Source organism: Rhodococcus sp. MS16 (assembly GCF_013277795.1).
Taxonomy (GTDB): domain Bacteria; phylum Actinomycetota; class Actinomycetes; order Mycobacteriales; family Mycobacteriaceae; genus Rhodococcus_F; species Rhodococcus_F globerula.
In genome coordinates this window covers 704,973-730,566 of record NZ_VBTM01000005.1, presented here as the reverse complement: position 1 = coordinate 730,566, position 25,594 = coordinate 704,973, and the positions used below count along the sequence as shown (strand labels likewise).

Genomic DNA, 25,594 nt, shown 5'->3' with positions numbered 1-25,594 from the left:
GCCGTGAACAAATACCTCCGGATAGGATCTTTAGTTGCGTTGTCGGTTTACCCAGATGCCGCGCAGGAGCATGAGCACGCTTAGGCAAGCGCCCCATCCAAGCGCGGACAGCACCACGCCTACGCCTGCTTGGCCGGTGGCATCAGTACTGGCTGCAACGCTGAATGCGGTCGTGAAACCTGCTGTCGTACCTACAGCGGCGGTGAAACCACCTGCCGTGGCCCAACGCGAGAAATGTGCAGCGACGAAACATGCCAGAATCACGGTTATTCCGCAGGCGACCACCTGCCAAGTGGGGAACTGGGTCGGTGCCGGCAGGCCGGGCCTACGGAACTCGCCCCGATAGTCGACGGACCAGCTCAGCCAGCCCACACAGGACAGAAGTCCCAGCAAGAACGCGACCAGGCCGGTAGTCCACAGCCCCAGCGGACCCCCGCCGGCTGGCTGCGTAGCTGCGGATCGGTTCGACGATTGCTCGGGTCTAGTTCGCTCTGATCGCCAGATTGACGAGATGATGCCTGCACTGATCATCGTGGGCACTCCGACGAAGATGAGCACCATCCAAAGAAACTGCGGTAGAGCAAATTCGGAATCGACGGTCATTATAGGAGTATGCACCTGGCATGTTTATTGTCGTGGGAACGTGATCCCGATGCGTACGCGAAGTTCTCTTGATGCGTTAGTCGATCTGCACGACAATCGTGCGAGCGCGTCCCGCGACATTCAGCGGGTTCATGCCGACGACGATACCCAGTGCCCGCCCCGGCCTGTTACTGTCTGGATCTCTCTGTCTTGGGCGGAGTCTGCAGAACTCTAGGCTTTGGTTTGTGGCCGCGCACGAAGGGGCCCGTTGTGTGCAACGGTAGCGATCAGTGCGGGAACCACAATGGCTGATACCGCGAGGACTGCACAGAGAAGCGATCCAAGTAGGGGCCGATCGAACCAAAGTTCTTGTGCCAGTATCAATGCACCTAGTATCGAAACACCGGCACCGACGCCTCGAAGAGCGGACACACGCAGAGGCGGCCTGATGGGGTATTGCCCCGTGACGATCGGCAGCCGACGCCCGGCATTGATCGTCGACAACCGCACTGCGTACAGCCAGTTCAAACCTGTTGCAACGATCAGTAAGATCACACCAAGCACTATCATCTCTGGACCATACCGAATGGCGCGCTGGGGCAGCCGACTTCACCTGATTTGCGAATTGTTCCGACTCTGGGCTGTCCGCCCGTCTTGGTCTATGGAGGCGGGCAATAACATGGTTCGATGCGACATGGCCGGAGTGCCAGCGTGTCCACGCTAAAGCGTCGTCCGTGACGGAGACCGGTACAACTGACCGATGGGAACATTTCACTCGCGGCGACTCCGCCCGGTACTGCTGGCGCTCATCGCTGTTGTGGTAGTTGTCTTCGGACTTCTCTGGTGGACAAAGGCGATCACCTTCACGAGGACCGCGTTCGTAGAGTTCAGTGTTCCTCCTCCGTCTGCGCATGTAGTCGATACGTATCAATCCAGATACATTGCCTACGAGAGCTTCGACTCTTCGGAACTGGTTGGGATGATGAGTAATCGGCTCGCGGCCGCACACGGTGGCACAGTATCCGACTACTCGAAAGCATTGACCGTGACTCGGGCACCTGATCGCTCTGGAATGATCTTGACAGCTCGCGGGCGAACACCCGATGCCGCAGAATTGCTGTTGATTGACGCTACCGACACACTCAATGGGATTCTCCGCCAACTCGCTGTTCGAGTGCCCACACTCACGGTCGATCCCGACAACTGAATTGACACCTTGGGCTTTACCAACACCGCTTATCGCCAGCTCTGACGGCCAGGCCTCACTGGAGGTGGCGGAGGAAGAACCGGCCAGCATCGTCCCCCGCGAACTGCGGGACGCCAGTATGCCCACCCATGTTGGCCTGCAGCGTTTTCTCTTGGGATCCGAAGGCGTCGAACAAGTCCAGTGCCAACTGTCGGTCGTTTCCTTCGTCGTCCCACTGCAACAGAACGTGCAGCGGAATCGTGACCTGACGGGCTTCGTCGAACATGACGCGGGGCACGAAACTCCCGGCGAAGAGACCGGCGGCCACGATTCGCGGTTCGACCACCGCCAGCCGGATACCGATAGCGATCACCCCACCCGAGTACCCGACCGGGCCGCGGATCTCGGGCAGTGAAAGCAGGGCGTCCAGGGTGGTCTGCCACTCCGGGACCGCCTTCTCGACCAGCGGGAGGACCAGTCGGTCGATGATCTTTTCGTCAACCGGCTCGCCGGCCGTCAGCGCCCGATGTAGATCGGCGCGGGCCTGCTCGGCTTCGGTTGATCGGGGCCGGTCACCGCTCCCGGGGAGCTCGATGGTGGCCGCGGCGAAGCCGTTCGCCACGCAGTGCCGGGCTCGTCCCGCCAGCCGGGGGTACATTTTGCGGAGTCCGCCGGGGTGTCCGAGCATGATCAGTGGCGCCGGCGAGGACGTGGGCGTCCACAGGGTGCCGGGGATCTCGTCGAGGGTGAAATCGCGTTCGAGGCTGCCGTTTTCGAGGCGCCGTTCGGTGGTGAAATGCATGGTCGTGCCTTTCGGGAGTGCTCGTTGAACGGCGCTCCCGGACGACCTATCGCCCGACCGTGACCCTGAGAAGGAGCACCCACGTCGATACGTTCACGGGTACCACCTCCTCGTTCTCTCGCACGGCTTCGAGGAGAGAATAGCAGTGGCTGTCGTCTTCGCCAACAGATTTATCGGTGTTCACCGAGGGCCGAGATTTCCACTCAGGGCGACGCGCAGCATCAGACCGAGGGCGAGCGAGTATCCGAACGTCCAGTGCAGCTCTGGCATTGTGTCGAAGTTCATGCAGTAGATGGCGCAGATCAAGGTGGGTGTGAATAGTATTGCGGCCCAAGCATCCAGGATTTCAGGTGGTACCCGTTGCCACTCGGACCCGACCAACCGATCAGAGAGGACGAGGTCAAGCTTCTCGCCGTGCACATTCCACATCTACCCATCGATGCCGAACTCGACTTGCACTCACAGGTATTCACCACGGTCGCAGCCGAGGAGTTCGATTGACATGCAAAGCGATTCGAGGCAGAAACCTCGGTTTGCACTCTGTCCTTGGGACGGTGCTCGTTCGGTCGAGTGGAATAGACGACATCCAGCCGCCGGCGTCCCCTTGTGCCCAAGCCGGAACCGCCTAAATCGTTTGCAAAAGGTTCTTAATACATTTACCTTTGGGACGTGCATTTGTACTTTCTCTAAGACGGCTGAGTAAGGCCTTCCGCGCTCGTCGAGTCATCCGAGCTTGCGGCGGCCGCTCGTTATCGACCCCTGCGTGGGGTCGCCGTCTTCGGCGTACCTGTTTGCCATTGGCAGCCGGTGGGCCTTCTCTAAGGATCCGAATGCTCACTTCTACGAACCCTCAATCCATGCGCCAACGCGCCCAGCTGATCGCTTCCGACGTATCGGTGATGCGCGGTGCGAACCCGGTCTTGAACCACGTCGACCTCAATGTCACTCCTACATCGCGTATCGCCATTGTGGGAGAGAACGGGCGAGGGAAATCCACCCTCCTCCACGTGCTCGACGGAACCCTCAGTCCTGACTCCGGCACGGTGCAACGCATCGGAACACTTGGTGTCGCGGAGCAGGAGATGCCGGCGCACGACGATCGAACAGTCGGTCAAGCCGTCGCGGAGGCGATAGCCGAATCGATCGCGGCGCTGGCGTCACTCGACGCTGCCATACTCGCGATATCCGATGGAACCGCCGACGGCGCGCAGCGATACTCGGCCGCATTGGAATATGTCGAAGTGCTGAACGCTTGGGATGCCGAGCGACGGGTGCACATAGCCCTCGAAGCGCTCGACGCAGAAACCGATCCTGACCGGTTGCTTGACACTCTCTCCGTTGGGCAGCGATACCGCGTACGTTTGGCCTGCCTTCTGGGTGCCGATGACGATTTCCTGCTACTCGACGAGCCCACAAACCACCTCGACCGAAGTGGTCTCGAATTCCTGACTGTGCGGCTGCGAGAGCGCCAGGGAGGCGTCGTTGTCGTCACCCACGATCGCGCACTGCTCTCCGATGTTGCGGAGACCATCGTGGACCTCGATCCCTCACCCGATGACCGGATCCGCCTGTACGGCAACGGCTACGCCGGCTACCGCGAGGGCCGCCTCGCCGAACGCACACTCTGGGAACAGAAGTACGACCACCAACAAGCCGAACATGCCCGACTGAAAGACAGTCTCAGCTCAGCGCAGAACCGTCTCCAATCTGGATGGCGACCGGAGAAGGGAACGAACAAGCACGGTCGCGCGACGCGCGCGGGCGGGCTCGTGCAGAGCGTTCATCGCCGCCAGGAGCAGCTCGAAGCGCACGCGGTGACGGTGCCGGAACCACCCCAGCAATTTCGGTTCCCTGAACTAGCAACAACAGCCGGTCAGGTGTTGGTGAGTGCGGATCGGGTCTGCGTAGCGGCGCGCTTGGGCTGCCAGGTTTCCTTTACGCTCTCTCGCCGCGATCGCCTCGTCGTAACCGGCCCCAACGGTGCCGGGAAGTCGACGCTGTTGAGCGTGGTAGCCGGTGAACTGCAACCGAGTACGGGTTCCGTCCGGAGGTCGCAGGGCACCCGTCTCGGGTACCTCCGTCAGGAAACCGATCTGCCCCTGCACAGGCGGGCGGGTGAGGTCTATGCCGCTCACCTCGACGCGCTCATTGCAGCGGGGACACTCGAGCCGTCCGATGCAATCGGGCTCTCGCACCTCGGCCTCCTGCGCGCGCGTGAATCGAGCAAGCGGATCGGTGAACTGTCGATGGGACAACAACGTCGTCTCGACCTCGCGATGGTACTAGCCGGCAAGCCGCATGTGCTCCTACTCGACGAGCCGACGAACCACCTCTCAGTCGCCCTCGTCGACGAACTCACCGAGGCATTGGCCGCGACCTACGCCGCGGTCGTTCTCTCCACCCACGATCGCCAACTTCTTCGCGACGTCGACGACTGGCCCCCACTGCAATTGACTGAAACGGCCCTGAGCGGGGAATCGGTATGAACAACAATTCCGATACCAGCGATCTTCATCGTTGCGGGGCTGATCCCACCGCGTCGCAATGGGAAAGCTGATGTGTACGAATGCCTCTCGATGTTCTGAGATTGCTTCCCGTATGGAGATCCCGAACGTCCTGAACGTTCGCGGTGCCACCGCCCAACAACCGACCCCGCCCGCCACCCGCAAAACCGAATGCGCATCGAAGCGCCGAGGCCGATCAATACCGACCCGATCGAGTCGAATGAGGCATTCTCGCACGTATCTACTTGGCCTCAGGCGATCCTCCATTGTGGCCGTTCGGCGATTAAGGAAAGCACGTCAAGCGTGGCTATCGTCTTGTCGAGTGACGTCAATCGGGCCGCGAAGCCATCGGCGCCGATCCCTTGACTGACACCGATGTTTGTCAGATCTAGCTTCGGGTAGTGCCTTGAGTGTATGAATCGCAACGTATGTCTCCGTACCGAAACTGGAGGATTCACATGCCGGAGGACAGGAGCAGTCCCTGCGTAGGCGTCGAAGGCGTCAAGGGCAAGGCGAAGGAAGCTTCTGGTGTGGTCAGCGGTAACGACAGCTTGTCTCGGGAAGGACGAGCCTAGCGGGAGAAGGCCGAGAGCCAGCGGAAGTCGCCGAGAATGAAGCAGCAGCCGAGAAAGCTCGCGCGAAAGCGGCCGCGGACCAAGCACGACAACGGTCCGAGCAATAGTCGAGGCCCACTCGTCACCCTCGGTTCGGGGCGTACCTGAGCCGAAGTGCTCGGTTGCTCGATCCATCCTGTAATCAAGAGGAGTTGTTCAATGCCGTCACCTGAATCCGTCCCAGGCGCACCATCCTCGCAAACGCCGGACCTGCGCGAGCCTGTCAAGCCCCGCCAACCGCTGCCTCCCAAGGACGACCAGAGACAGCCTGAGGTGCGCACTGTTGCGGGCGCAGAAGAGAAGGTGAAGGGTAACGGCCGCGGGCAGCGGGGTGAATATCTCACTACTGCAACGGGGACGCGACTGTACGAGACCGACCACTCACTCACTGCAGGTGAGCGGGGGCCGACCCTCCTTCAAGACCACCACCTTCGCGAGAAGATCACTCACTTCGATCACGAGAGAATTCCTGAGAGGGTTGTGCATGCACGTGGTGCCGCTGCACACGGAACGTTCCTGGCTAATGGGGCAGCCGAAAGTATTTGCAAAGCAGCCATGTTCGCATCGGGCGCAAGGACCCCGGTATTCGTGAGATTCTCGACGGTGCTGGGTTCTCGAGGTTCTGCGGACACCGTGCGAGACACACGCGGCTTTGCCACTAAGTTCTACACCGACGAAGGTGTTTTCGACTTGGTAGGGAACAACATTCCGGTTTTCTTCATTCAAGACGGAATCAAGTTTCCCGACATCATTCATGCTGCGAAACCTCACCCGGATCGTGAGATCCCGCAAGCACAGAGCGCGCACGATACGTTCTGGGATTTCGTTTCCCTTCACACCGAGGCGACCGCTCACACGTTGTGGAATATGTCCGATCGAGGCATCCCCCGCTCGTATCGCATGATGGAGGGCTTCGGCATCCACACGTTCCGACTCGTGAACCCCGACGGTGAAACGAATTTGATCAAGTTCCATTGGAAACCGGCGGCAGGCGTTCACTCGCTGGTGTGGGAGGAAGCTCAGATAGCAGGTGGGGTAGACCCGGACTTCCATCGCCGCGACCTCGCGGATGCCATCGAAGCCGGCGCGTATCCGTCCTGGGATCTCGGGGTTCAGGTGTTTCCGGATACCGAAGACGAAATGTTCGAAGGCATCGATCTGCTGGACCCCACGAAGATCGTTCCGGAGGAGATTGCGCCGGTTCAGATCATCGGAACGATGACACTCGACGCCAACCCCACCAATTTCTTCGCCGAGACCGAACAAGTTGCATTCCATCCGGGCCATTTGGTGCCAGGTATCGACATCACCAATGATTCTCTGCTGCAGGCACGTTTATTCTCGTATCTCGATACTCAGATCACGCGTCTCGGCGGTCCCAACTTCGATCAGATCCCGATCAACCGTCCTCATGTACCCGTCAACGACATGCTTCGCGACGGCTTCCACCAGGACGGGGTCCACACCGGGGTAGCGCCGTACCATCCCAATTCGCTCGATGGGGGTTGCCCGTTCCTGGCCTCGGCAGAGAGCGCCGCCTACATCGAAGTGCCCGAAGAAGTTTCAGGCCGTAAGGTGCGTCAGGCACCGGCGACGTTCGACGATCACTTCTCGCAGGCGCGTCTGTTCTACCGCAGTCTGTCTCCGATCGAGCAGGAGCACGTCGCAGGGGCATATACCTTCGAATTGGGGAAGTGCTTCGAGGAGAACATCAAGATTCGGAATCTGGAGATTTTGGCGAACATCGACCCAGTGCTCGCCAAGACGGTGGCGAGGGGGCTCGGGCTCGAGGTCCCCGAACCTACAGAGCCACTGGAGGATTCGGAGCCGAGCCCAGCGCTCTCGCAAGTGGGCGCGGAATGGCCCGTCGACGGCAGGATTATCGCGCTGGCCGTCGACGAGAACTCCGATCTGGATACCGTCGCCTCTGTGCGCGAGAAGATTGTCGACGCCGGTATGGTGCCGCTTGTCCTCGGACCGCACGGAGGGACGATCGGAGAGGGGAAGCACGCGGTGACCGTGCAGAGGACGTATCTCACAGCGCGTTCGATCGAGTTCGATGCAATCCTGTTGAGCGGTGACGCGTTCAGGATCGACGAAGACAAGCTGGATCCCCGTGTTGACACGCTTCTCAACGAAATGTACAGACATTGCAAGGCGATTGGCGTTTGGGGTGAGAACACGGGTGTGCTCGCTGCTGCCGGTATCGACGAGGCTGCACCAGGCGTCGGAGTTGATGCGGATGCAGAAGCGGCTCTGGCCGCAGTCGCCCAGCTCTTGAAGACGCACCGGGTATGGGAGCGCTTCGAGGTACCACCGACCGCCTGACACGGGACGGTCCGTCGAAGCGGGATGATACTGGTCAGCCTATCCAGGAAAGCAGTCGAACCCATATATACGTTGTGACGCATGGTTTAGCTGCTTCCTGGGTTTACCGGGGCGCCGGGCGGGGGACCTCTCGTTGTGAAGCCACCGAGACGTACGGCGAGCGCAGCCCCTGTCAGGATCGACAATCCGCCCGGTGCAGGGGTCGACAACATCATCGTGAAGATCCTGTCGCAATGTCGAGGCGCATGCCGGCACCTTCCGGAAACGCCGCAGGTATTTCGCGACTAGATTGATATCATATTGTAGTGCAGTAACTTTCGCGTCTCATGCTGGTGTACGTTCCTGAGGCCGGAAACGCCCCACCGGGTGAGTCTGTGAGGCGGGCGAATGCCGCACACAGTGACCACCTACTGCGCGACCTATCTCGACGCGCGTCCGCCGCGGGCGCGTTCCGGATCGCGCGTACGGAAGCTGTGAGCACTCGCGGCGGAGATGGGAGAACCCGAAACCTTTCGTCTGGACCAAGACTTCCGAGGCGATCCTCGCTGCGTTCGCAAAATGTAGCGAACGAATTTCACGCGTAGCAAACTTGGGGCGCTTCATACGGAGGGTCCGCGCATTGTTGCGCGCTCCGGACAAATGACGGAATCGCGCTGCTGATCAACGTAATTGAGTGACCTGGTGTCGCGGACGGTTCACCCCGGGGCCATCAGCGAGACCTACGGTGTTGACGCGCTGCAGAATGCGGCGTTGACTAGGCATTACGCCATGGCCGGGAGGCCGTCATGCTCATCGTCTTCGGACTGGTCGTCCTGGTTTTCGCGGCGACCGCTGCAGTCGCGCGCCCGTTGAGCAACTGCAGTCATGCACATCCGATAGCGGGCAACTTCGGAGTCTGCAGTTACGACGTCGATCACCATGGGCGATCCAGGGGAAGACGACTGGGCAAAACCGTTCGGCCGCCGATCGCCGTAGAGAAAGAAACGCCATGAGCATCGTGAAGAAGATCCGACACAAGGCCGAAACTGCCGGGGGCGCTACCAAGAAGACTGTCGGCAAAAGCCTGGGAAATGAAAGGATGGAGGCCGAGGGAAGCGCAGACCAGGCCAAGGGCCAGGCCAAACAAGCCGGCGACAAGCTCAAGGAGGCGGGCCAGAAGGTCAAACACATCTTCAAGCACTGACTTGGTCCCGCACCGTCATTAGTTGGGGTAATAAGCAATCAATCCTGGTGCACGTCAGGATCGCGCTGCGAGGTGCCTGTGCACGCGAGAGTAGGCGAGAAGTATGAGTGCACAACAGAATACGAGAGGACGGGCTGCACCGGCCACGACGCGACGTACGGGCGCGACACCCACTACAGGCACGGCACGCAGCAGTAGAGCCGGTGGCAGTGCCACGCGAGGTGTGTCCGCCACGTCGCGTTCGGCGCGGACGTCGAAGGCTTCACCAAGGTTGGGGTGGGGATCTTCGCAAGCCCTGGCGGCGCGGCAGGCGACTGCGGATTCGACCACCGTCGCATCTCGTCGCGGCTTACCACGGCGCGAAGAGCCGACACGACGATCAAAGCGCGCGGAGCCGACACGACGATCAAAGCCGCGGCAATCACAGCAAGGTGCCACGGTTGCCCCCGAAGGCGTCTCCACCGGCACCGCTCGCGGTCCGGTGTGGCGATCGGTCGAGGCCGCCCTCGAGTGGTTGAAAACCCACACTCACCTTGCTGATTCGGTGCAGGATCGGGTAGGGGCGGTGAGGAGCAAGCTCCAGGAGAGGATGAAGACCTTTGTCGAAGGGGCCACACCCCACGGGCCGGGCGTATCAGCGGGGCTGGCAGGCGTCCGGGCAGTTCTGACGGGGAAGAATCCTGTATTGCCCGCGGTCAAAGGCATGGTGTCAGGACTGAGTGGAAAAACGAAAGTCATGCTCGTCCTCCTGTTTGCCCTTGCGCTCCTGCTCGGGCCGGTGCTGCTCGTCGTCCTCGTGCTGGCGCTCATTGTCGCGGGGGTGATCGCAGCGGTGCGAGCCGCCGCCAAATAGGCCACAACCGTCGAAAGCTGTTGAACAACAACGCGCACGTCAGTCCCATCGACACGGTCGCGGAGGTGATCACGCACGACCCACATACTCGGCGATGGCCGCCTGGTGCAAAGCGGGAACCAACACTCGGCCGAATCAAGTGTTCTGCTGATGATTGAGTGCCCTACGGGCAGGGTAGTCGAAATGCGCACCCTTACCGCACACGGTTGTGCGGCCCACCTCCGAGAACCGTCCTGCGACACATTGCCGACGTTTGGCAAGAGGTGCGCTATGACTACTCGGCGAAGGGGTTCGACAATGAAAGCAAAAGGTCAAGTGGCGTTGGCAGTCGGCGCGGGCTACATGCTGGGCCGCACCCGCAGAATGAAGATGGCGTTGATGCTCGCGGCCGCGGGCGCGACTGGCCGCTTCCCCGGCGGACCGCGTGACTTGCTGGAACGCGGCACCAAGATGCTGGCAAAATCGCCGGAGGCCGCCAAGATCGGCGACGTGGTCAAGGAAGAATTGGTCAGCGCAGCGAAGGCCGCAGCAGTCACGGCGGCCAGTCAACGCATCGATTCTCTGAGTAACCGGTTGTTGGCCGGCGGCAACCCTGTATCGGGCACTGTCAATGATGTTTCCGACACTGTCGGTGACGTCGCCGGGGTACGGAGGCTCGGCCGCAAGAAAAGCGCTCACTCGCACGACGACACGCGTGACGATGAAGAAGACGAGGCACCTGACGAAGAGGAGTCGACTCCACGCAAGCGTCCGGCGCCGCGCCGCCGCACCTCGAGTACCGGCAGCACCCGATCCAGTGGGACGACGCGGAAGACCAAGTCCGACAAGGGTGAGGGAGAAGAGGCTACCGAAAGCAGCCACAGAACACGAGCTAAAGCCGCAACGGACTCCGCGCCAGTCCGGCGCTCACGGAGATGATGACGATGACGAACGCCGCGAAGAAACTACAAGAAGCTATACCGGGTGACGGACACAGTTCGTCGAGCGTGTTGCAGGACTCGTTCCAAAAGCTACTCGGTGCGGTGGCTGAACGTGCCTTGTCGTCGGTCTCGGAAACTGTGTCGAACACCTCGGAAAGGCTCAACGACTACGCCGAGGGTGGCGGCGGCGGGTTGCTCGCCGCTGTTACCGGTTCCGAGAAATCGGATGACGGTGAGTCGCCCCTCAAGTCAGCCGTGAGCGGTGGCTGGGAGGGCGCCAAGCAGATGGTCAAGGACAGGGCTTCCGAGGTCAAGGACGCGGTCACCGGCGGCGGCGATGGTGGAGGCAAGGACGGCGGAAAGGGCGGGGGTAAGGGCAAGAAGCTCAAGTTGACCAACATCATCGAATCGATAGATGTCGGGGTCCCTGTTCAACTGGCTTACAACCAATGGACTCAGTTCACCGACTTTCCGTCGTTCATGAAGAAGGTTGAACGAGTGGAGCAGGAATCGGACGAGAAACTCGAGTGGAAGGCCCAGGTCTTCCTGTCGCACCGAACGTGGGAATCGACGATCCTCGAACAGGTTCCCGATGAACGGATCGTGTGGCGTTCGAAGGGTGCCAAAGGTTACGTCGACGGAGCGGTGACGTTCCACGAGGTAACGCCAGATCTGACCCGCATCCTCGTGATCCTCGAATATCAACCGAAGGGTTTCTTCGAGAAGACGGGAAACCTGTGGCGTGCGCCTGGACGGCGAGCACGGTTGGAACTCAAGCACTTTCAACGTCACGTCATGACGCAGGCCATTCTCCATCCCGATGACATCGAGGGCTGGCGCGGAGAAATCCGGGACGGCCAGGTCGTGGAGGCCGAGGAGGACGAAACACAACTGGATGAGGGCGAGGAGCCCGAGGAAACAGACGAGTACGAGGAGCCCGAGGAAACAGACGAAGACGAGGAACCTGAGGAAGAGCCCGAGGACGAGGAACCTGAGGAAACAGACGAGGACGAGGAACCTGAGGAAGAGCCCGAGGAGGAGCCACCGCCTCCGCCGGTACGCCGAGGACGCCCCCGCAAAACTGCGCCCGCGAGTGAGGACAAGGCGCCGGCCCGTAGAGGCCGCCCACGCAAGACCGCGGCAGCAAAGTCCACGGGTTCGAAGCAGGGAGCACGACGATGACGTCGATACAACCCGCGGGAGGCGGTGGCGGCGCAGTCGGCGGCGGGCCTAGTTCGAGTAGCCTCGCCGATGTCATCGACACCATCCTCGACAAGGGCCTGGTCATCGACGCCTACGTGCGTGTCTCCCTGGTCGGTATCGAACTGCTGACCATTGATGCACGCGTAGTCGTCGCCAGTGTCGATACCTATCTGCGGTTCGCGGAGGCGGTGAACCGGCTCGAGATCGGCGATGAACCCAAGGGACTGACGGATTTGGTCGGGGATGTCACCGAGAGCGGTGCCAAATCGAAAACCAAGGGCGCGCTCGAAGCAGCTGGCGAGAAGCTCGGCGGAATCCTCGGCGGTGGCGAGGAAGAGCCTGAGCGCGAACGAGTTTCACGCAAGTCGAGCCGAGGTGACCGATGATGTCCACGTCGAATACGTCTACCTCGAACCAAGCAGCCGGCGCGCGTCAGGAGCCTCGAACCAGCGGGATCTACGTGTACGGCATCGTGCCTGCAGATGTGGAGGCCGGAGAGGACGCAGTCGGCGTGTGTGACGAAGCGGTCAGCATCGTCACACACGGCGACATTGCCGCGCTCGTCAGCGAAATCTCGGTAGACAGACGGCTGGGTAAGCCTGAGGACCTACAAGCCCACGCGAATCTGTTGAACGGAACTGCTCGCGTGGCACCCGTTCTTCCCCTGAGGTTCGGGGCGGTCCTCACCGACACTGACGCCGTGAAGGACGAATTACTCACAGCACACGCCGACGAGTTCGCCGCAGCATTGGCAGAACTCGAAGGACTCGCGCAGTACATCGTGAAGGGGCGCTACGTCGAAAAGGCGATCCTACGGGAAGTTATCGAAGAGAACGAACAGGCGAGCAGGCTGCGGGACACTATCCGTGATCAGCCCGAAGAGGTCACTCGTGACGCGCGGATGGCCCTCGGTGAGATCGTGAGCAACGCCATCGTGGCCAAGCGAGAGGAAGACACTCGCGCGGTGGTCGATGCGCTCACAGCGCTGACCGACTTCCTCAATGTGCGGGAACCCACGCACGAGGAGGAAGCCGCGCAAGTGGCGGTGCTCGTCGAGGTCGCACGACAAGACGAACTCGAGAACATTGTCGGCGAGTTGGCGCAGCAATGGGACGGCCGGGTCGAGATGCGGTTACTCGGCCCGCTCGCGGCCTACGACTTTGTGGTGACACAGAAACCGGAGGGCTGACCGATGGGTTTGCTTTCCTTCATCGTCACGCTGCCACTCGCCCCGGTGCGCGGGGTGATCTCGCTGGCCGAGTTGATTCAACAACAGGTCGAGGACGAACTGCACAATCCCGCCAGCGCACGCCGCGCTCTCGAGGAGTTGGAGGAAGCGCGGGCTGCGGGCGAGATCACGGCGGAAGAAGAACAACAAGCGCAGCAGGTCATCCTCGACGACATGGCTGCAACACGACAGACGATCACTCAGGAGGAGGAGTGATGCGCCATGGTGGAAGAGGAGCCACCGCCCCTGCCTGCACATGACGTCGCCGAACTCGCATTGCGCGACATCACGCAGTTGACTGGAAAGAAGCCGTTGGGTGCGACGTCGGTGATGCCGACCGACGAAGGCTGGACTGTGGAAGTGGAGGTGATCGAGGATCGGCGCGTCCCGTCGTCGACGGACATGCTCGCACTATATGAGGTGGTGTTGGATATGGACGGAGAGTTGCTGTCCTATCGCAGAACCCGCCGCTATGCCCGCGGTGCGGGTGACGGTATGGGCGGACGGTCATGACCGTCGCCGGCGGCGGTTCGAGCAACCTGCCACAGGTCTCAGGTGGCGGCATGGGCGGTGGGCGCCAGTCGACCAACCTTGGGGACATTCTCGAACGGGTGCTCGACAAAGGTCTGGTGATCGCCGGGGACATTCAGGTAAACCTGCTCGACATCGAATTACTGACGATCAAGGTGCGACTCGTGATCGCTTCGCTGGAAACGGCGAAGGAGGTGGGCATCGATTGGTGGGAGCACGATCCCTGGCTTACCGGAAAGAACAACAACGTCGAACTGGAGAACACACGCTTGCGGGAACGGATCGCCGAACTCGAGGCCGACAGGTCAGTGAAGTCCGCACTTACCTCGGACGAGCCGATCGAGGTGGAGACGCGGCGCTGGGACGAAGACGATGACAGGAAATGAAGGCGTGTGGCTCTACGCCATCACGTCCGAGAGTCTCGACGGCGTGTCCCTGAGCGGGGTCCTCGGCGTGGCGGGTGAGGCTGTGCGGGTGGTGCATTCGACCGACCTGGCGGCAGTAGTGGGCTCGGTTGATCTCGACGAATTCGGCGAGGTTCCACTGCGACGGCACCTCGACGATCTCGACTGGCTGGCAGCAACCGCGCGAGCCCATGAGCGCGTCGTGTCTGCCGTGCTGCGCTGCGGTCCCACGATTCCGCTGCGCTTGGCCACCCTGTACCTCGACGACGACCGAATTCGCAGTTTGCTCGAGGTCGGGCGTGAAAAGTTCTGCGCCGCATTACGTTCCGTGGCCGGGCGAAGCGAATGGGGAGTCAAGGGTTATGGCGATGCACGTGCGCTGGCGCAGACATCACCCGAGAAACAACCCGAGCCCAGTCCGACTGGAAAGGGAACAGCTTATCTGCTTCGACGCCGGGCCGAGTTGACTGCGCAACAGAACGTGGAACGGCGCGCAGCGGCCGAGGCAGACGACTTACATGCTGCGCTACTCCAACGCGCCGTCGACGGTCTCCGGCGGCCTGTCACCGATCCTGTCCTGTCCGGAAAACGCGCCTGGATGATCTTCAACGGCACCTACCTCGTGGACGACGATCGGGTCGACGACTTCACAACCTTCGTTGCGACGCTCGACGCCGAACGGGAGGGCATCACAGTGGAACTGACCGGACCGTGGCCCCCGTACTCATTTTCCGGGATCGACATGGTGACTCGATGAGCGAGATGGTCCCGGCCGACGATACTCGTCGCATCGCTCTCGTAGACCTGCTCGACCGGGTGCTCGGCGGGGGAGTTGTCGTCACCGGCGAGATCACTCTCTCGCTGGCAGACGTCGACATGGTGCGGATCTCGCTACGAACCCTGATCGCGTCGGTTAGCGCGCTCGTTCCTGATCCAACAGAACCGGACATCACCGATGACTGAACCGGGGGCCTTCGACTCGGATGCGAACCCAGACCTCGGCCGCCGCGTTCTACCACAGCGGATCGACGCAGACCCCGAATCAGTCGAACGTGGTTTGGTCACCCTGGTTCTCACGCTCGTCGAACTCCTGCGTCAACTCATGGAGCGCCAGGCGCTGCGCCGTGTCGAGCACGGAGATCTCAGCGACGAGCAGATCGAGCGCATCGGCACGACTTTGATGCTGCTCGAGGATCGAATGGCCGAATTGAGGGAGCATTTCGGTCTCACACCCGAAGACCTCAACATCGACCTCGGACCGCTGGGACCGCTGCTGTCCAACGAATAGCCAGTCCAACGACACCTGAGGTCAGGAGTCATAGGACAGGAATTCCGATGCGCGGGCCGCGCATCGAACCACTGTCGATTAATTGGTATCTGTCCGTCCTTCCGGGGAGGTCAGTGTGGAGGTCAGACCGGAGAAGAGGATATCGAGGCCCCGTTCGAGTTCGGCGGCGCCGTCGTAGGACGCAAGAACCGGTGCGAGTGCACGCACCAACGGGAATTCCCCGATCGGTAGCCGATTCAGCCCCAGGCGAAGTAAGTTGTCGGTTTCGTCGGGTCGTTCGACGAGCTCCTGCAGCTCTTGGAGGATATGTCCGAAAAGGAAACCGAACAACGCCCGGTAGACGCGTAACGCGTCGGTAGCGCTGAAACCCGCTCGGCTGAGCAAACTCAGGATGTCTTCGAATGGACGCAGGGTTCCTGGCGGTCGCATTCCCAGAGGTGTTGCAAGGGGCCGGGTGACCAGTAAGGGGACCACGTGAGGATGCGCGAGCGCCAAGCGACGAAAGTGCCGGGCGATCGAGCGAAGCTGGGTCATCCAGTCGTTGTCGTCGGTGTCGACGACAAGCTGTTCGAGGACCTTCTCGGCGACCCCGTCGAGGAGTGCTGCTTTGTTGGGTGCATGTCGGTACAGAGTCATCGGATCCCGTCCGAGTGCCTTTCCGAGGCGTCGCATCGAAAGTCCGTCGATGCCGTCACGATCGAGAATTTCGAGTGCCGACACCAGGATTCGCTCTTTGGTGAGTGCGCTACCGTCTGAGCCGTCGTCGACGGAACGGCTGCTGCCACGTGCAGGGGACTTCGCCATCGCCGTCTCCTTTCGACTACCTAACACTGTAGGCCGGAAGCGTAGATATACAGCGTTGACAGCTGGGGAAACGCGGCGTTCACTGGACATTGAACGTAGTGGCCAGGAGGGCCCCGGTGAGCCTTGAAAGACCACCTGTGGTCTCTTTCGACCGTCGAATTCCTTTTGGCCGTCGAACATCTGGGGCTACGGCTAGGCGCAGCATCACACAATGATCGGACGGCACGTCATCGAATCATCGACAACGCGCTGTGTCGGCACCGACGAAGCGCCCTAGAGGAAGAAGATTCCCGCCGTGCATGTCGTGCAGAGCACCGTACCTTCCTTCAACTCCGAAATCAGGTAATCATCATGATTATTCTCGGTATCATCCTCGCCATCGTCGGCGTGGTGATCAGCGTCCCTGTCCTGTTGTATGTCGGGATCGCACTCGTCGTCATCGGAGCGGTGCTGGAGATTATGGGCTCGATGGGCCACGCAGTGGCCGGTCGGCGCCACTACTACTGACCGCCTCCCCGCATGCGGCTGCGTCACGACAGCAACACCCGCGGGAATCACTGCAGGAACACACTGATGGCCATTTCCGACATCAAGGAATACGCGCACCTCGCCGCAGCAGACGTCGAGTCGCTCAGCGACGAACTGAACGACATCCGCCGAGCAGTCGCCGAATCGCTCGGCGGAGCGGACGCCTCATACATCCGCCGCACCATCGCGTTTCAGCGAGTACTCGATGTCATTGCGCGGCTGTTGATCCACGGCACCAGAACCACGCCCGCGTGGGTAATCGGGGCAACGGCTCTCGGGGTGGCCAAGAGCGTCGAGAACATGGAGATCGGGCACAACGTCTCCCACGGTCAATGGGACTGGATGAACGACCCTGAAATTCACTCCGGCACATGGGAGTGGGACATGGTTGGGCTCTCCTCGCAGTGGCGCTATTCCCACAACTATCGCCACCACGTGTTCAGCAACGTCGTGGGGATGGACGATGACCTCGGCTACGGCGTGCTTCGCATCACCCGGGACCAGCCGTGGCGTCCGGGGAATCTCTTTCAGCCGCTGCGGAATCTGTTGCTAGCGGCGACGTTCGAATGGGGTATAGCCCTGCATAGCCTGTATTCCGAACAGGACCACGCCGACACCGACTCCGAAAAATCTGCCGATACACGAGCCTTGGTCGGCAAGATCGCCCGGCAAATGGGCAAGGACTATTTGTTCTTCCCCGCCCTCAGCGGACGTCGGTGGCGACGGACTTTGACGGCGAATCTGGCCGCGAATCTGCTACGGAACGTATGGGCATATGTGGTGATTTTCTGCGGGCATTTCCCCGACGGCGCCGAGAAGTTCACCGTCGCCGAACTCGAGAACGAGACTCGCGGGGAATGGTACCTGCGACAGATGCTCGGCTCAGCTAACTTCCGTGCCGGGACGGTGATGGCGTTCCTGAGCGGCAACCTCTGCTACCAGATCGAACATCACCTATTTCCAGACCTCCCCAGCAACCGCTACGCGGCAATCTCCACCCAGGTCCGTGCGCTGTGCGAAAAATATGATCTGCCCTACACCACGGGTTCCCTTGCACGGCAGTATCTTCTAACTCTACGCACCATTCACAAACTGTCTCTGCCCGACCGATTTCTCCGTGCGACAGCCGACGACGCCCCTGAGACTGCTTCCGAACTGAAATTCCGCACCATCTTGTCCAAGTCCGAGACGTCGGCCCCACGACTGCGGACCGGGCTTCGAACGGCGCTACGAACGATGCCCAGCAGCCGCCATAGGCAGAGAAACGCACTATTCGAACGGCGCGATTACCACGCCTGATCAACCCACTCCGGGCGCTCAACGAATTCTTCGTCGGAGTTGTACGACAACTCGACGATCAATCATGTACCTCGCATTTTCGCGCGCGACATCGGTTACAGTCGACGGTTCGTTGGGCACCGGACTCAGGGAAAGTCCTGATCCAAAGCGATTGATCAATCAGGACTATGACTGACGCTTTTTCTTTTCATCAGTTGAGTTCGGAGCAGACTCCGCGGCTTGCTCGCGCGTAGCCATACCACCGCCCTCGCCCTTGTCTTTGGGGCCGGGATGTCCAGCCTTCGGGGTTTTGTCGCTGCGATCCGTCTTCGCCATTTAAACTCCTCGGTCGGAATATTCGTCGTTCCTGTAGTTGCCAGGACCCGCTACACCAATCTAGCCTCCTCGCGGGAGCGCGGCGGTAGCAGAAAACTCGTCCTATGGTTACGCGTTGGAGCTCGTTGTGTCATTTTTCGTGGCGCGGTGTGAGAGGGCGTAGAGAACTATCCCGACCGCCAGTAGCGCTGCGGCGCGTAGCCAAGTCGCCGCGCTCTGCTGCGTGAGCAACGCGACGCAGGTGAGAAGAGCAAGGATCGGGAAGATGGTCGGCGCTCGGAAGTGGCTGTGCTTCACCACATCACGACGCAAAACGAGTACGGCGATATTTGCGCTGATAAAGACGACCAGCAATAGCAACACCACCGTCTCAGCCAATGCAGACAGCGACCCGGTCAGACACAAACCCATGGCGACAACAGTGGTGGCGACAATTGCCAACCACGGGGTGCGTCGCTGCGGAAGTACTTTCGCAAACGATGAGGGAAGCAACCCTTCGGATGCCATTCCATAAGTGAGCCGACTAGCCATGATCATCGTCAGCAGCGCACCGTTGGCGACGGCGACGAGCGCTATCAGGCTGAACAGTCGAGGTGGAAAACCGACGTCGGCCGCCGACACTACTGCCAGCAGCGGACCGGACGACTCGGCGAGTTCATCGGCGGGCAGAACTACCGAAGCCGAGAATCCCACGAGCACGTAGGCGACGCCTGCCGTCACCAAAGCTCCGAACAGGGCACGGGGGTAGACCTTGCTCACGTTCTTCACCTCTTCGGCAACGTTCGCGGACGTCTCGAAGCCGACAAACGAGTAGTACGCAAGCAGCGCGGCAGCCAGCACCCCTAATGCCGGGGAACGGCTGTCGTCGAACTCGACGAGGCGAGTCAAGTTTCCGTCACCGCGCCCCAGCACGACGCACGCGAGGACGACGACCAGCACCAGACCGCTGACCTCGACGACTGTCATGACCACATTTGCGCGCATCGACTCCTTGATGCCTCGCGCGTTGAGAAGGCCCACGAGTAAGAGGAACACGAGTGCAGCCGGAACAGTGGGCACGTCGACGAACGCTTTGAGATAGTCGCCGGAGAATGCCAGTGCAAGTCCCGCTGCGCTCGTCACTCCCGCCGCCAACATCGAGAAGCCGACGAGAAACGAGACGAGCGGTTTACGGAACGCTCGTTGCGCGAACACCGCGGCACCGCCCGCGCGCGGATACTTCGTTACCAATTCGGCATACGACGTCGCTGTCAGCAACGCCATCGCCAGGGCTACCAGGAGCGGCACCCAGACCGCGCCCCCGACCTCACCGGCGATGACACCGACCAGTGCATAGATTCCGGCGCCCAGAACGTCGCCGAGTATAAAGATGAAAAGAAGTGGCCCAGTTATGGCCCGGGCGAGAATGTTTCGCTGTCCGTTCTTGTCGGACTGTTCAGTCTCGTCCAGGTTCACCGACTGTGAGGCGCGTCGTTTCTGCAAGGGTCATCCTGCCTTCACTGTGGCTGTGCCGCTACTCAGAACTGTGGCTGTGCCGCTACTCAGATTCAGTCACCTCACCGGCGTTGCTCAGAGGCGACTCCAGACTCGATGCGATGCGAGCAGCGTCACTACCTGTTCGAGCACCGACGGTCCGTCCTCCCCGGTCACGACGCCGTCCGAATCAGCGATGCCAGCGTTGCCGAGGAGTGTTATCCCGTCGTTCCACCCCCCGATGGCCTTGCCGTGCCGGAACATTTCAGACAGGAGGATATTCACTCGTGGGTCTGCAGGTGCCCCGGCGAGCAGGAGAGCGTCGAATTCGATCGATCGTGCGGTATCGAAGGTGCGCGAGACGGGAACAGTGACCGAGTCCGAGACCAATGTGCCGCCGTGCGGGGCGATCACCAGCGGCACTATCCCGCTTTCTGCGAGGCCTGACACTATCGCTTCGACGGAGGGAAGGTCGGAGTTCTCATCGGCGACGATGCCGATCACCCGGCCGGTGACCGGCCATTGCGCGCCGATCTGGGACAGGGCAGGGCTAGGTGTCGGTGCGTCGTCGAACGGGACGGACGGCTGCGGGGCCGGGAGGCCAAGGCCGGCGGCGACCTTCGCGCACAGGTCGGGATCGATGTTGGCGATCACACCGAGGGCTCGTTCCTTGATCGTTTGTTCGTAGCACTTTCCTAGTTCGAAGGTGTACGCCTGTGCGACATGGTCTTGTTCGATGACAGTGAGACTGCTGTAAAACAGACGCGCCTGCGAGTAATGGTCGTCAAAAGTGGCTGGGGCGCCGCGAAGTTTCGTACCGGCCTCGAGCGCTACCGGTACTTCGACGAACGCCCCGGACTCTGCGCCGGCCATGAAGGGACAACCCCCGTCCAGTGAATTCGGCTTGTAGGGGGCGACACCGGAATGTACTGCGCTTTGGTGCATTCCGTCCCGGAACATGTCGTTGACCGGTGCGTGTGGGCGGTTGATCGGGATCTGACCGAAGTTGGGTCCACCCAGCCGGCTGATCTGGGTGTCCAGGTAAGAGAACAGGCGGGCCTGCAGTAGCGGGTCGTCGGTGACGTCGATACCGGGCACGAGGTGCCCTGGGTGGAAGGCGATCTGTTCGGTTTCGGCGAAGAAATTGGTCGGGTTCGCGTTGAGCGTCATCACCCCGATCGGTTGAACCGGGGCCAGTTCCTCGGGAACGAATTTGGTGGGATCGAGGAGGTCGATGCCCTCGAACATCTGCTCGGGGGTGTCGGGGAAGATTTGGATGCCCAGTTCCCATTCCGGGTACGCACCGGCTTCGATGGCGTCGGCGAGATCGCGGCGGTGGAAGTCGGGATCGAACCCGTTGATCAGTTGTGCTTCTTCCCATACCACCGAGTGCACGCCCAGGCGGGGCTTCCAGTGGAACTTCACGAGCGAGGTTTCTCCGTCGTCGTTGAGAAGCCGGAAGGTGTGAACGCCGAATCCTTCCATCATTCGATACGACCGGGGGATACCGCGGTCGGACATGTTCCAGAGGGTGTGCGCGGTGGCTTCGGTGTGGAGGGAGACGAAATCCCAGAACGTGTCGTGTGCGCTTTGTGCTTGCGGGATCTCGCGGTCGGGATGTGGTTTCGCGGCATGGATGATGTCGGGGAATTTGATTCCGTCTTGGATGAAGAAGACCGGGATGTTGTTGCCGACCAGGTCGAATGTTCCGTCGGCTGTGTAGAACTTGGTGGCGAAGCCGCGAGTGTCTCGGACTGCGTCTGCCGAGCCGCGTGAGCCGAGCACTGTGGAGAAGCGGACGAATACGGGGGTTTCGACTCCTCTGCGGAGGAAGCCTGCTTTAGTCACTTTTTCAGCGGCACCGAAGGCGCGGAACACTCCGTGGGCGCCGGCGCCGCGGGCGTGAACGACGCGCTCGGGGATCCGCTCGTGATCGAAGTGGGTGATCTTTTCCCGTAAGTGGTGGTCCTGGAGCAGAGTTGGGCCGCGTTCCCCGGCTTTGAGAGAGTGGTCTGTGTCGTAAAGGCGGGCGCCCTGTGCGGTGGTCAGATATTCACCCTGCTGTCCACGCGCGTAGTCAGGGCCGTCGACGACTTCGGCTGTTGCCGTGCGCAGTTGTGGGGCGCGTTGATCGTCTTTCGGGGGCAACGGAGCGCTGGGCTCGGTTGGTTCTTCCAGAGGCGGTGTTACTGGGCCTGGTACCCCGGGGATCTGGGGGTTCTTTGTGGGCGTCTTCTTGGGCACTGTGCCTCCTCGATTTCTTTTCCGAAAGTTGACTTCGAGTCAGAAGGTGGTGGGAAGTGTGGGCTGAACTTCGATGTGGCGCAAAGGTGTTATGTCATTGGACGGGCAAGTGTTGCCGATCGGGCCAGGCCTATCGCCAATCCGCCATGTGATGCGCGTGCAGTCGTCCATCCTCGGGGCATTCGGTTCGTACATGTGAGTCCGAATCGAAGGCCACGGGCGGGGGACTGTAGTTTGTCGGCGACGGTACTTCCGTGCTGGTGGGCCCCATCTCTGCCTGTGCTCGGCGGGCCAGGGTGCGGTCACCGAGAATGGTCCCCGCTGTACCGTCGATCGATTCGAGCATCTGTTGGTACGTGAGCCGACATGGCGCATCGGTGTCGAATGCGCGTACGACCAGGCGCCCCAGAAGTGTCAGCGGAAACCGAATTACCGTGTATTGCAAGCGCAATACGTCCCATGGCAGGGAAACCCACTTGCCCATTGGTTATCCTCACTCGCCGGCGTAGAACTGGATAAAGAGATTCAGGTGTGGCTGCCCCGGGAGCTCAACGAGGCCCTCGTGAGCTTCGTTGAGTGAGTTCGGCGCCGCGCAGTCGAGCCGCCAGCGCGTGTCGTGCCGCTCTCAGCGGGTGTAATGCCGATCATCGTCATTGTCCAGCTCCCGAGGTGTTGGGGTGCCAGGAGAATTTTCCCGACGTCATGCTCTGCGCCTGGCAGCACCTGATCTGATTTTTGTCCATCGGTATGTGCATCTCTTGCTACCTCAAATCTATACCATCTGATATAGATAATCGGCAACAGTGAGAATGGGTTGCTGTGCAATAAGGACATCGCAGTTAGCTGTCCCTCCCGTAGGGGTAGCTAGCGGAGTGAAGGGAGCAACGATGCAGGATTCGAGTGAGAACCTTCAGTCGCCGGACAGCGGTGCCTTCGAGCGGATCGTGGGGGCACTGAATTATCCGATGTTCGTCGTGACCACTCAGGTGGGAGACCAGCGGGCGGGGTGCCTCGTCGGTTTCGCCTCGCAGATCAGTATTTCGCCTCCGCGTTTCCTCATCGGTCTGTCGAACAAGAACCACACTTACCGACTCGCTGCCGCCGCCGAGCATCTGGCCGTACACCTCATCCCCCGCAGAAACGACGCGATAGCGAAGCTGTTCGGGGAGTCGACGGGCGACGATATCGACAAGTTCACACGCTGCGAGTGGAGTCATGGGCCTTTCGGGCTTCCAATTCTCGAAGAAGCCGAGGCCTGGTTCGCTGGGCGCATCCTCGAACAGGTGGACACGGGTGACCATGTTGCTTTCCTGCTCGAACCCGAAACCGGTTACGCACCTGAAGAACTCGACGAGTACATCACGTTCGCGGACGTTCGAGCGCTCGAACCCGGACACGACGCATGACAGTGCATCGGTGGCGATCGTTATTTCCCATAGACGCCCAAGGCCGCACCCTTCACGACTTCTACGCCGACGCCCCCGAAGGGGTTCGAGTGAACATGGTTTCGAGCCTCGACGGGGCCGCTGCATTCGACGGTCGAGTACGCCCAATCTCCAACACTGCTGATCATCAGTTGCTGAGGTCCCTGCGCGCCTACTGCGATGTGCTCCTAGTCGGCGCCGGAACGATACGCGCGGAACGGTACGGACCTGTAACGCTCGATGCGGAACTCCGTCGATACCGCCGCGACGCGTGCGGGCAAGTGTCGTTGCCGCCCGTTGCGGTTGTCACGCACAGCGGTGACCTTCCCTGGAAATCGGCGCTGTTCACCGCAGAAGGGCCGCGCCCAATTGTCGTCACCAGTGCACAGGCGGCCGCCACATTCGGTCCCGATGTGCGGTCCCGTGTCGAGATCATGGTGGCTGGGGACGACTATGTTGATCCGGTCGCGATGATCGCGGGCCTACGCGATCGCGGGTTGATGCGTGTGCTCTGTGAAGGAGGCCCAGCCCTTCTGTCCACCCTCGTGGCCCACGATCTCGTTGACGACATGTGCTTTACTCTCTCCCCGAAACTGGCGGGACCCCAACCAGTCTCCGGGCCGATCGCTGCCCCGCCACTCGAGGTTCCGCGGGCGTTGCAGCTCCGGCACGTCTTGCTCGAAGCCGAATACTTGTACATGCGCTACCAGCGCCCTCACTCTGCGTGTTGATCACTTTGAGGTTCCTCGGGCGGCCTTTTGGCGCGCGTACGCCGGGTGACGGTGCCTGCGTCGTCGTGTCCGAGAGTCTGCGGCAGCGTGTAGGGCAGGATCTGTTTGAACTCACCGTCGGCGACATCGCGAAGTTCGAGTGGACCATGATTTGACGGTCACGCAGGTTTCAGGGAACGAAGAAGGTGCCGAAGCCAGGTGTTCCGATCGCCTGGGGGTCGACGTATGCGACGACCTGACCCGAGCCCGGACGAATGGTGACGGGTTGAGCATCGAGCGTCGGAAATGATGCGGTTCCGTATGTTCCGGTGCCGAGACTTAGCCAGTGGACGACTGCGGAGTGCGGGTTTCCGTCCCCGGGTGCGCGGCGCACGTGCAACACGGCGGCGCCCGGTTCTTCGCCGACGATCGCGGCAAGGCGGGGCGTGGGTAGATCGACGAGCGGAATGAAGGGGTCGACCTGGAACGGAACTGTGCTCGGCGCCGCTGTCGCGGTTCCCGACATCAGGAAGCCGGAGATTGCGAGCGTCGCAAGGGCAGTGGCGCCGATACGTCCGATAGCGTTGAGTGCAGTCATACGGGTCGACTCTAGTCATGTGACCGGCGACGCGGTGTCGGTTCGCGTTTCAGGCCTTCACCGAGACGGGTCTGCGGATGCCGTCCCAACATGGTGGTCTCGTGTGGGAGGACCACTCTGATCGTTTTCTCTCCAAAGGCCTTCTGCGAGAAGCCTTCGGCCAATGTGCGAATTACCTTTGCATCGAAATCCTTTGGATTGAATGCCTCCATTGCTTCGGCGAGGCCGCTGAGCACTTTCGCATCGTCGCCAGGGGACACGAGAACACCGGACTTTCCTGGGATAACTGTGTCGAGCGCACCGCCTTCGTCCAAAGCGATCACGGGGGTGCCGGTGGACATCGCCTCGACCGGGACGATGCCGAAGTCCTCGACGCCGGGCATCAGCAGGGCTCGGGCCCTAGCCTCGAAAGGCGTTTACGCGCTGCTGGATTCGGTCATTGAATCGCACCCTCGAATCCTACGAAGTCGAGGCCGCGGTCAACTCGCTCCGCAACGACATCCCGGCCCTCCTCAAACCAGTCTGACCGCCAGCTTCTCGCTCGCGGCCGGAGACCCCGGCACGCGACAGGGG

At 61.1% G+C, this 25,594-nt stretch carries 29 protein-coding genes and 3 pseudogenes; 21 read left to right on the top strand and 11 right to left on the bottom strand.

The annotated features are described in order from the left end of the window. Positions 1–30 precede the first annotated feature (30 nt). The gene (locus tag FEZ60_RS16160) at positions 31–603 is read right to left on the bottom strand and encodes a hypothetical protein (RefSeq protein WP_172936495.1); all 573 of its coding nucleotides are present in this window, start codon (positions 601–603) and stop codon (positions 31–33) included. A gap of 739 nt (positions 604–1,342) precedes the next feature. Here FEZ60_RS16160 and FEZ60_RS16155 point away from each other — a divergent pair. Continuing rightward, a complete protein-coding gene (locus FEZ60_RS16155; protein WP_172936494.1) occupies positions 1,343–1,789 on the top strand; it encodes a hypothetical protein in 447 nt (148 codons plus the stop codon). Positions 1,790–1,844: 55 nt separating this feature from the next. On the opposite strand, the gene FEZ60_RS16150 is transcribed toward FEZ60_RS16155, so the two are convergent. Together FEZ60_RS16150 and FEZ60_RS32515 are read right to left on the bottom strand one after the other, a co-directional pair. Next, positions 1,845–2,570, bottom strand: a complete 726-nt coding sequence (locus FEZ60_RS16150) for an alpha/beta hydrolase (RefSeq protein ID WP_172936493.1) — start codon at positions 2,568–2,570, stop codon at positions 1,845–1,847. 180 nt (positions 2,571–2,750) lie between these two features. Then, positions 2,751–2,903, bottom strand: a pseudogene (locus FEZ60_RS32515) (CorA family divalent cation transporter); the annotation flags it as partial. 27 nt (positions 2,904–2,930) lie between these two features. Here FEZ60_RS32515 and FEZ60_RS16140 point away from each other — a divergent pair. The 4 genes and pseudogenes from FEZ60_RS16140 (at position 2,931) to FEZ60_RS16130 (ending at position 8,016) form a co-directional block, all read left to right on the top strand. Further along, positions 2,931–3,071 (top strand): hypothetical protein, encoded by a 141-nt coding sequence (locus FEZ60_RS16140; protein ID WP_165826228.1) that lies wholly within the window; start codon positions 2,931–2,933, stop codon positions 3,069–3,071. Positions 3,072–3,400: 329 nt separating this feature from the next. Beyond that, complete coding sequence (locus FEZ60_RS16135; RefSeq protein ID WP_172936491.1) at positions 3,401–5,056, top strand: ABC-F family ATP-binding cassette domain-containing protein; 1,656 nt, start codon at positions 3,401–3,403, stop codon at positions 5,054–5,056. Positions 5,057–5,532: 476 nt separating this feature from the next. Then, a pseudogene (locus FEZ60_RS32510) lies at positions 5,533–5,756 on the top strand (CsbD family protein). 91 nt (positions 5,757–5,847) lie between these two features. Next, complete coding sequence (locus FEZ60_RS16130) at positions 5,848–8,016, top strand: catalase (RefSeq protein ID WP_172936490.1); 2,169 nt, start codon at positions 5,848–5,850, stop codon at positions 8,014–8,016. Positions 8,017–8,777: 761 nt separating this feature from the next. Here the strand turns inward: FEZ60_RS16130 and FEZ60_RS16125 are convergent. Beyond that, positions 8,778–8,936, bottom strand: coding sequence for a hypothetical protein (locus FEZ60_RS16125; RefSeq protein WP_155276674.1), 159 nt, complete (start codon positions 8,934–8,936; stop codon positions 8,778–8,780). A gap of 68 nt (positions 8,937–9,004) precedes the next feature. Between FEZ60_RS16125 and FEZ60_RS16120 the strand changes: the two genes are divergently transcribed. From FEZ60_RS16120 to FEZ60_RS16065, 12 genes are all read left to right on the top strand, one after another. After that, on the top strand, positions 9,005–9,199 hold the full coding sequence (locus FEZ60_RS16120; protein WP_033231564.1) for a CsbD family protein: 195 nt from the start codon (positions 9,005–9,007) through the stop codon (positions 9,197–9,199). Positions 9,200–9,302: 103 nt separating this feature from the next. After that, positions 9,303–10,052 carry a hypothetical protein gene (locus FEZ60_RS32505; RefSeq protein ID WP_242484614.1) on the top strand — a complete coding sequence of 250 codons (750 nt, stop codon included), beginning with the start codon at positions 9,303–9,305 and terminating at the stop codon, positions 10,050–10,052. Positions 10,053–10,349: 297 nt separating this feature from the next. Further along, positions 10,350–10,970: a hypothetical protein gene (locus tag FEZ60_RS16110; RefSeq protein ID WP_172936489.1), complete on the top strand. Its 621-nt coding sequence runs from the start codon at positions 10,350–10,352 to the stop codon at positions 10,968–10,970. A gap of 5 nt (positions 10,971–10,975) precedes the next feature. Further along, positions 10,976–12,154: an SRPBCC family protein gene (locus FEZ60_RS16105; RefSeq protein ID WP_172936488.1), complete on the top strand. Its 1,179-nt coding sequence runs from the start codon at positions 10,976–10,978 to the stop codon at positions 12,152–12,154. Then, a complete protein-coding gene (gvpJ, locus tag FEZ60_RS16100; RefSeq protein WP_033231560.1) occupies positions 12,151–12,561 on the top strand; it encodes a gas vesicle protein GvpJ in 411 nt (136 codons plus the stop codon). Before FEZ60_RS16105 ends, gvpJ (FEZ60_RS16100) begins: the two co-directional genes overlap by 4 nt. After that, entirely contained in the window at positions 12,561–13,364 is an 804-nt protein-coding gene (locus FEZ60_RS16095; RefSeq protein WP_172936487.1) for a GvpL/GvpF family gas vesicle protein, read from the top strand. Before gvpJ (FEZ60_RS16100) ends, FEZ60_RS16095 begins: the two co-directional genes overlap by 1 nt. Before the next feature lie 3 nt (positions 13,365–13,367). Continuing rightward, a complete protein-coding gene (locus tag FEZ60_RS16090) occupies positions 13,368–13,619 on the top strand; it encodes a gas vesicle protein GvpG (protein WP_033231558.1) in 252 nt (83 codons plus the stop codon). A 6-nt stretch (positions 13,620–13,625) separates the two neighbouring features. Continuing rightward, positions 13,626–13,916 (top strand): gas vesicle protein, encoded by a 291-nt coding sequence (locus FEZ60_RS16085; protein ID WP_033231557.1) that lies wholly within the window; start codon positions 13,626–13,628, stop codon positions 13,914–13,916. Next, on the top strand, positions 13,913–14,320 hold the full coding sequence (gene gvpJ / locus FEZ60_RS16080; protein ID WP_095886923.1) for a gas vesicle protein: 408 nt from the start codon (positions 13,913–13,915) through the stop codon (positions 14,318–14,320). The genes FEZ60_RS16085 and gvpJ (FEZ60_RS16080) overlap by 4 nt, the downstream gene beginning before the upstream one ends. Next, positions 14,307–15,095: a GvpL/GvpF family gas vesicle protein gene (locus FEZ60_RS16075; protein WP_033231555.1), complete on the top strand. Its 789-nt coding sequence runs from the start codon at positions 14,307–14,309 to the stop codon at positions 15,093–15,095. Before gvpJ (FEZ60_RS16080) ends, FEZ60_RS16075 begins: the two co-directional genes overlap by 14 nt. Continuing rightward, positions 15,092–15,301 carry a gas vesicle protein GvpJ gene (gene gvpJ / locus FEZ60_RS16070; RefSeq protein WP_033231554.1) on the top strand — a complete coding sequence of 70 codons (210 nt, stop codon included), beginning with the start codon at positions 15,092–15,094 and terminating at the stop codon, positions 15,299–15,301. The genes FEZ60_RS16075 and gvpJ (FEZ60_RS16070) overlap by 4 nt, the downstream gene beginning before the upstream one ends. Next, complete coding sequence (locus tag FEZ60_RS16065; protein ID WP_045064356.1) at positions 15,294–15,626, top strand: gas vesicle protein K; 333 nt, start codon at positions 15,294–15,296, stop codon at positions 15,624–15,626. Before gvpJ (FEZ60_RS16070) ends, FEZ60_RS16065 begins: the two co-directional genes overlap by 8 nt. A gap of 78 nt (positions 15,627–15,704) precedes the next feature. Here the strand turns inward: FEZ60_RS16065 and FEZ60_RS16060 are convergent, their stop codons facing one another. After that, positions 15,705–16,430 carry a TetR/AcrR family transcriptional regulator C-terminal domain-containing protein gene (locus tag FEZ60_RS16060; RefSeq protein ID WP_033231553.1) on the bottom strand — a complete coding sequence of 242 codons (726 nt, stop codon included), beginning with the start codon at positions 16,428–16,430 and terminating at the stop codon, positions 15,705–15,707. 351 nt (positions 16,431–16,781) lie between these two features. Between FEZ60_RS16060 and FEZ60_RS16055 the strand changes: the two genes are divergently transcribed. Both FEZ60_RS16055 and FEZ60_RS16050 read left to right on the top strand, forming a co-directional pair. Next, positions 16,782–16,937, top strand: coding sequence for a DUF6131 family protein (locus FEZ60_RS16055; protein ID WP_092802765.1), 156 nt, complete (start codon positions 16,782–16,784; stop codon positions 16,935–16,937). Positions 16,938–17,003: 66 nt separating this feature from the next. Further along, entirely contained in the window at positions 17,004–18,257 is a 1,254-nt protein-coding gene (locus FEZ60_RS16050; RefSeq protein ID WP_172936486.1) for an acyl-CoA desaturase, read from the top strand. 165 nt (positions 18,258–18,422) lie between these two features. Here the strand turns inward: FEZ60_RS16050 and FEZ60_RS16045 are convergent, their stop codons facing one another. The 4 genes from FEZ60_RS16045 to FEZ60_RS16030 form a co-directional block, all read right to left on the bottom strand. Then, on the bottom strand, positions 18,423–18,572 hold the full coding sequence (locus FEZ60_RS16045; RefSeq protein ID WP_165826239.1) for a hypothetical protein: 150 nt from the start codon (positions 18,570–18,572) through the stop codon (positions 18,423–18,425). Between the two features lie 108 nt (positions 18,573–18,680). Then, positions 18,681–20,021: an APC family permease gene (locus FEZ60_RS16040; protein WP_242484671.1), complete on the bottom strand. Its 1,341-nt coding sequence runs from the start codon at positions 20,019–20,021 to the stop codon at positions 18,681–18,683. 120 nt (positions 20,022–20,141) lie between these two features. Further along, entirely contained in the window at positions 20,142–22,289 is a 2,148-nt protein-coding gene (locus tag FEZ60_RS16035; protein WP_346343366.1) for a catalase, read from the bottom strand. Between the two features lie 130 nt (positions 22,290–22,419). After that, a complete protein-coding gene (locus FEZ60_RS16030; RefSeq protein WP_141484966.1) occupies positions 22,420–22,773 on the bottom strand; it encodes a hypothetical protein in 354 nt (117 codons plus the stop codon). A 403-nt stretch (positions 22,774–23,176) separates the two neighbouring features. On the opposite strand from FEZ60_RS16030, the gene FEZ60_RS16025 reads away from it, so the two are divergent. Then, positions 23,177–23,695 carry a flavin reductase family protein gene (locus FEZ60_RS16025; protein ID WP_045064341.1) on the top strand — a complete coding sequence of 173 codons (519 nt, stop codon included), beginning with the start codon at positions 23,177–23,179 and terminating at the stop codon, positions 23,693–23,695. Beyond that, positions 23,692–24,444: a pyrimidine reductase family protein gene (locus tag FEZ60_RS16020; protein WP_172936484.1), complete on the top strand. Its 753-nt coding sequence runs from the start codon at positions 23,692–23,694 to the stop codon at positions 24,442–24,444. Before FEZ60_RS16025 ends, FEZ60_RS16020 begins: the two co-directional genes overlap by 4 nt. Before the next feature lie 169 nt (positions 24,445–24,613). On the opposite strand, the gene FEZ60_RS16015 is transcribed toward FEZ60_RS16020, so the two are convergent. Next, positions 24,614–25,021, bottom strand: a complete 408-nt coding sequence (locus FEZ60_RS16015) for a hypothetical protein (RefSeq protein WP_092802754.1) — start codon at positions 25,019–25,021, stop codon at positions 24,614–24,616. Positions 25,022–25,032: 11 nt separating this feature from the next. Next, positions 25,033–25,425, bottom strand: a pseudogene (locus tag FEZ60_RS16010) (glycosyltransferase); the annotation flags it as partial. Positions 25,426–25,594: the final 169 nt, after the last annotated feature.

Bases quoted from the DNA above. Each gene is read 5' to 3' on its own strand.
- FEZ60_RS16160 (WP_172936495.1), bottom strand. From the start codon at position 603: ATGACCGTCGATTCCGAATTTGCTCTACCGCAGTTTCTTTGGATGGTG.
- FEZ60_RS16155 (WP_172936494.1), top strand. From the start codon at position 1,343: ATGGGAACATTTCACTCGCGGCGACTCCGCCCGGTACTGCTGGCGCTC.
- FEZ60_RS16150 (WP_172936493.1), bottom strand. From the start codon at position 2,570: ATGCATTTCACCACCGAACGGCGCCTCGAAAACGGCAGCCTCGAACGC.
- FEZ60_RS16135 (WP_172936491.1), top strand. From the start codon at position 3,401: ATGCTCACTTCTACGAACCCTCAATCCATGCGCCAACGCGCCCAGCTG.
- FEZ60_RS16130 (WP_172936490.1), top strand. From the start codon at position 5,848: ATGCCGTCACCTGAATCCGTCCCAGGCGCACCATCCTCGCAAACGCCG.
- FEZ60_RS16125 (WP_155276674.1), bottom strand. From the start codon at position 8,936: ATGGTGATCGACGTCGTAACTGCAGACTCCGAAGTTGCCCGCTATCGG.
- FEZ60_RS16120 (WP_033231564.1), top strand. From the start codon at position 9,005: ATGAGCATCGTGAAGAAGATCCGACACAAGGCCGAAACTGCCGGGGGC.
- FEZ60_RS32505 (WP_242484614.1), top strand. From the start codon at position 9,303: ATGAGTGCACAACAGAATACGAGAGGACGGGCTGCACCGGCCACGACG.
- FEZ60_RS16110 (WP_172936489.1), top strand. From the start codon at position 10,350: ATGAAAGCAAAAGGTCAAGTGGCGTTGGCAGTCGGCGCGGGCTACATG.
- FEZ60_RS16105 (WP_172936488.1), top strand. From the start codon at position 10,976: ATGACGAACGCCGCGAAGAAACTACAAGAAGCTATACCGGGTGACGGA.
- gvpJ (WP_033231560.1), top strand. From the start codon at position 12,151: ATGACGTCGATACAACCCGCGGGAGGCGGTGGCGGCGCAGTCGGCGGC.
- FEZ60_RS16095 (WP_172936487.1), top strand. From the start codon at position 12,561: ATGTCCACGTCGAATACGTCTACCTCGAACCAAGCAGCCGGCGCGCGT.
- FEZ60_RS16090 (WP_033231558.1), top strand. From the start codon at position 13,368: ATGGGTTTGCTTTCCTTCATCGTCACGCTGCCACTCGCCCCGGTGCGC.
- FEZ60_RS16085 (WP_033231557.1), top strand. From the start codon at position 13,626: ATGGTGGAAGAGGAGCCACCGCCCCTGCCTGCACATGACGTCGCCGAA.
- gvpJ (WP_095886923.1), top strand. From the start codon at position 13,913: ATGACCGTCGCCGGCGGCGGTTCGAGCAACCTGCCACAGGTCTCAGGT.
- FEZ60_RS16075 (WP_033231555.1), top strand. From the start codon at position 14,307: ATGACAGGAAATGAAGGCGTGTGGCTCTACGCCATCACGTCCGAGAGT.
- gvpJ (WP_033231554.1), top strand. From the start codon at position 15,092: ATGAGCGAGATGGTCCCGGCCGACGATACTCGTCGCATCGCTCTCGTA.
- FEZ60_RS16065 (WP_045064356.1), top strand. From the start codon at position 15,294: ATGACTGAACCGGGGGCCTTCGACTCGGATGCGAACCCAGACCTCGGC.
- FEZ60_RS16060 (WP_033231553.1), bottom strand. From the start codon at position 16,430: ATGGCGAAGTCCCCTGCACGTGGCAGCAGCCGTTCCGTCGACGACGGC.
- FEZ60_RS16055 (WP_092802765.1), top strand. From the start codon at position 16,782: ATGATTATTCTCGGTATCATCCTCGCCATCGTCGGCGTGGTGATCAGC.
- FEZ60_RS16050 (WP_172936486.1), top strand. From the start codon at position 17,004: ATGGCCATTTCCGACATCAAGGAATACGCGCACCTCGCCGCAGCAGAC.
- FEZ60_RS16045 (WP_165826239.1), bottom strand. From the start codon at position 18,572: ATGGCGAAGACGGATCGCAGCGACAAAACCCCGAAGGCTGGACATCCC.
- FEZ60_RS16030 (WP_141484966.1), bottom strand. From the start codon at position 22,773: ATGGGCAAGTGGGTTTCCCTGCCATGGGACGTATTGCGCTTGCAATAC.
- FEZ60_RS16025 (WP_045064341.1), top strand. From the start codon at position 23,177: ATGCAGGATTCGAGTGAGAACCTTCAGTCGCCGGACAGCGGTGCCTTC.
- FEZ60_RS16020 (WP_172936484.1), top strand. From the start codon at position 23,692: ATGACAGTGCATCGGTGGCGATCGTTATTTCCCATAGACGCCCAAGGC.
- FEZ60_RS16015 (WP_092802754.1), bottom strand. From the start codon at position 25,021: ATGACTGCACTCAACGCTATCGGACGTATCGGCGCCACTGCCCTTGCG.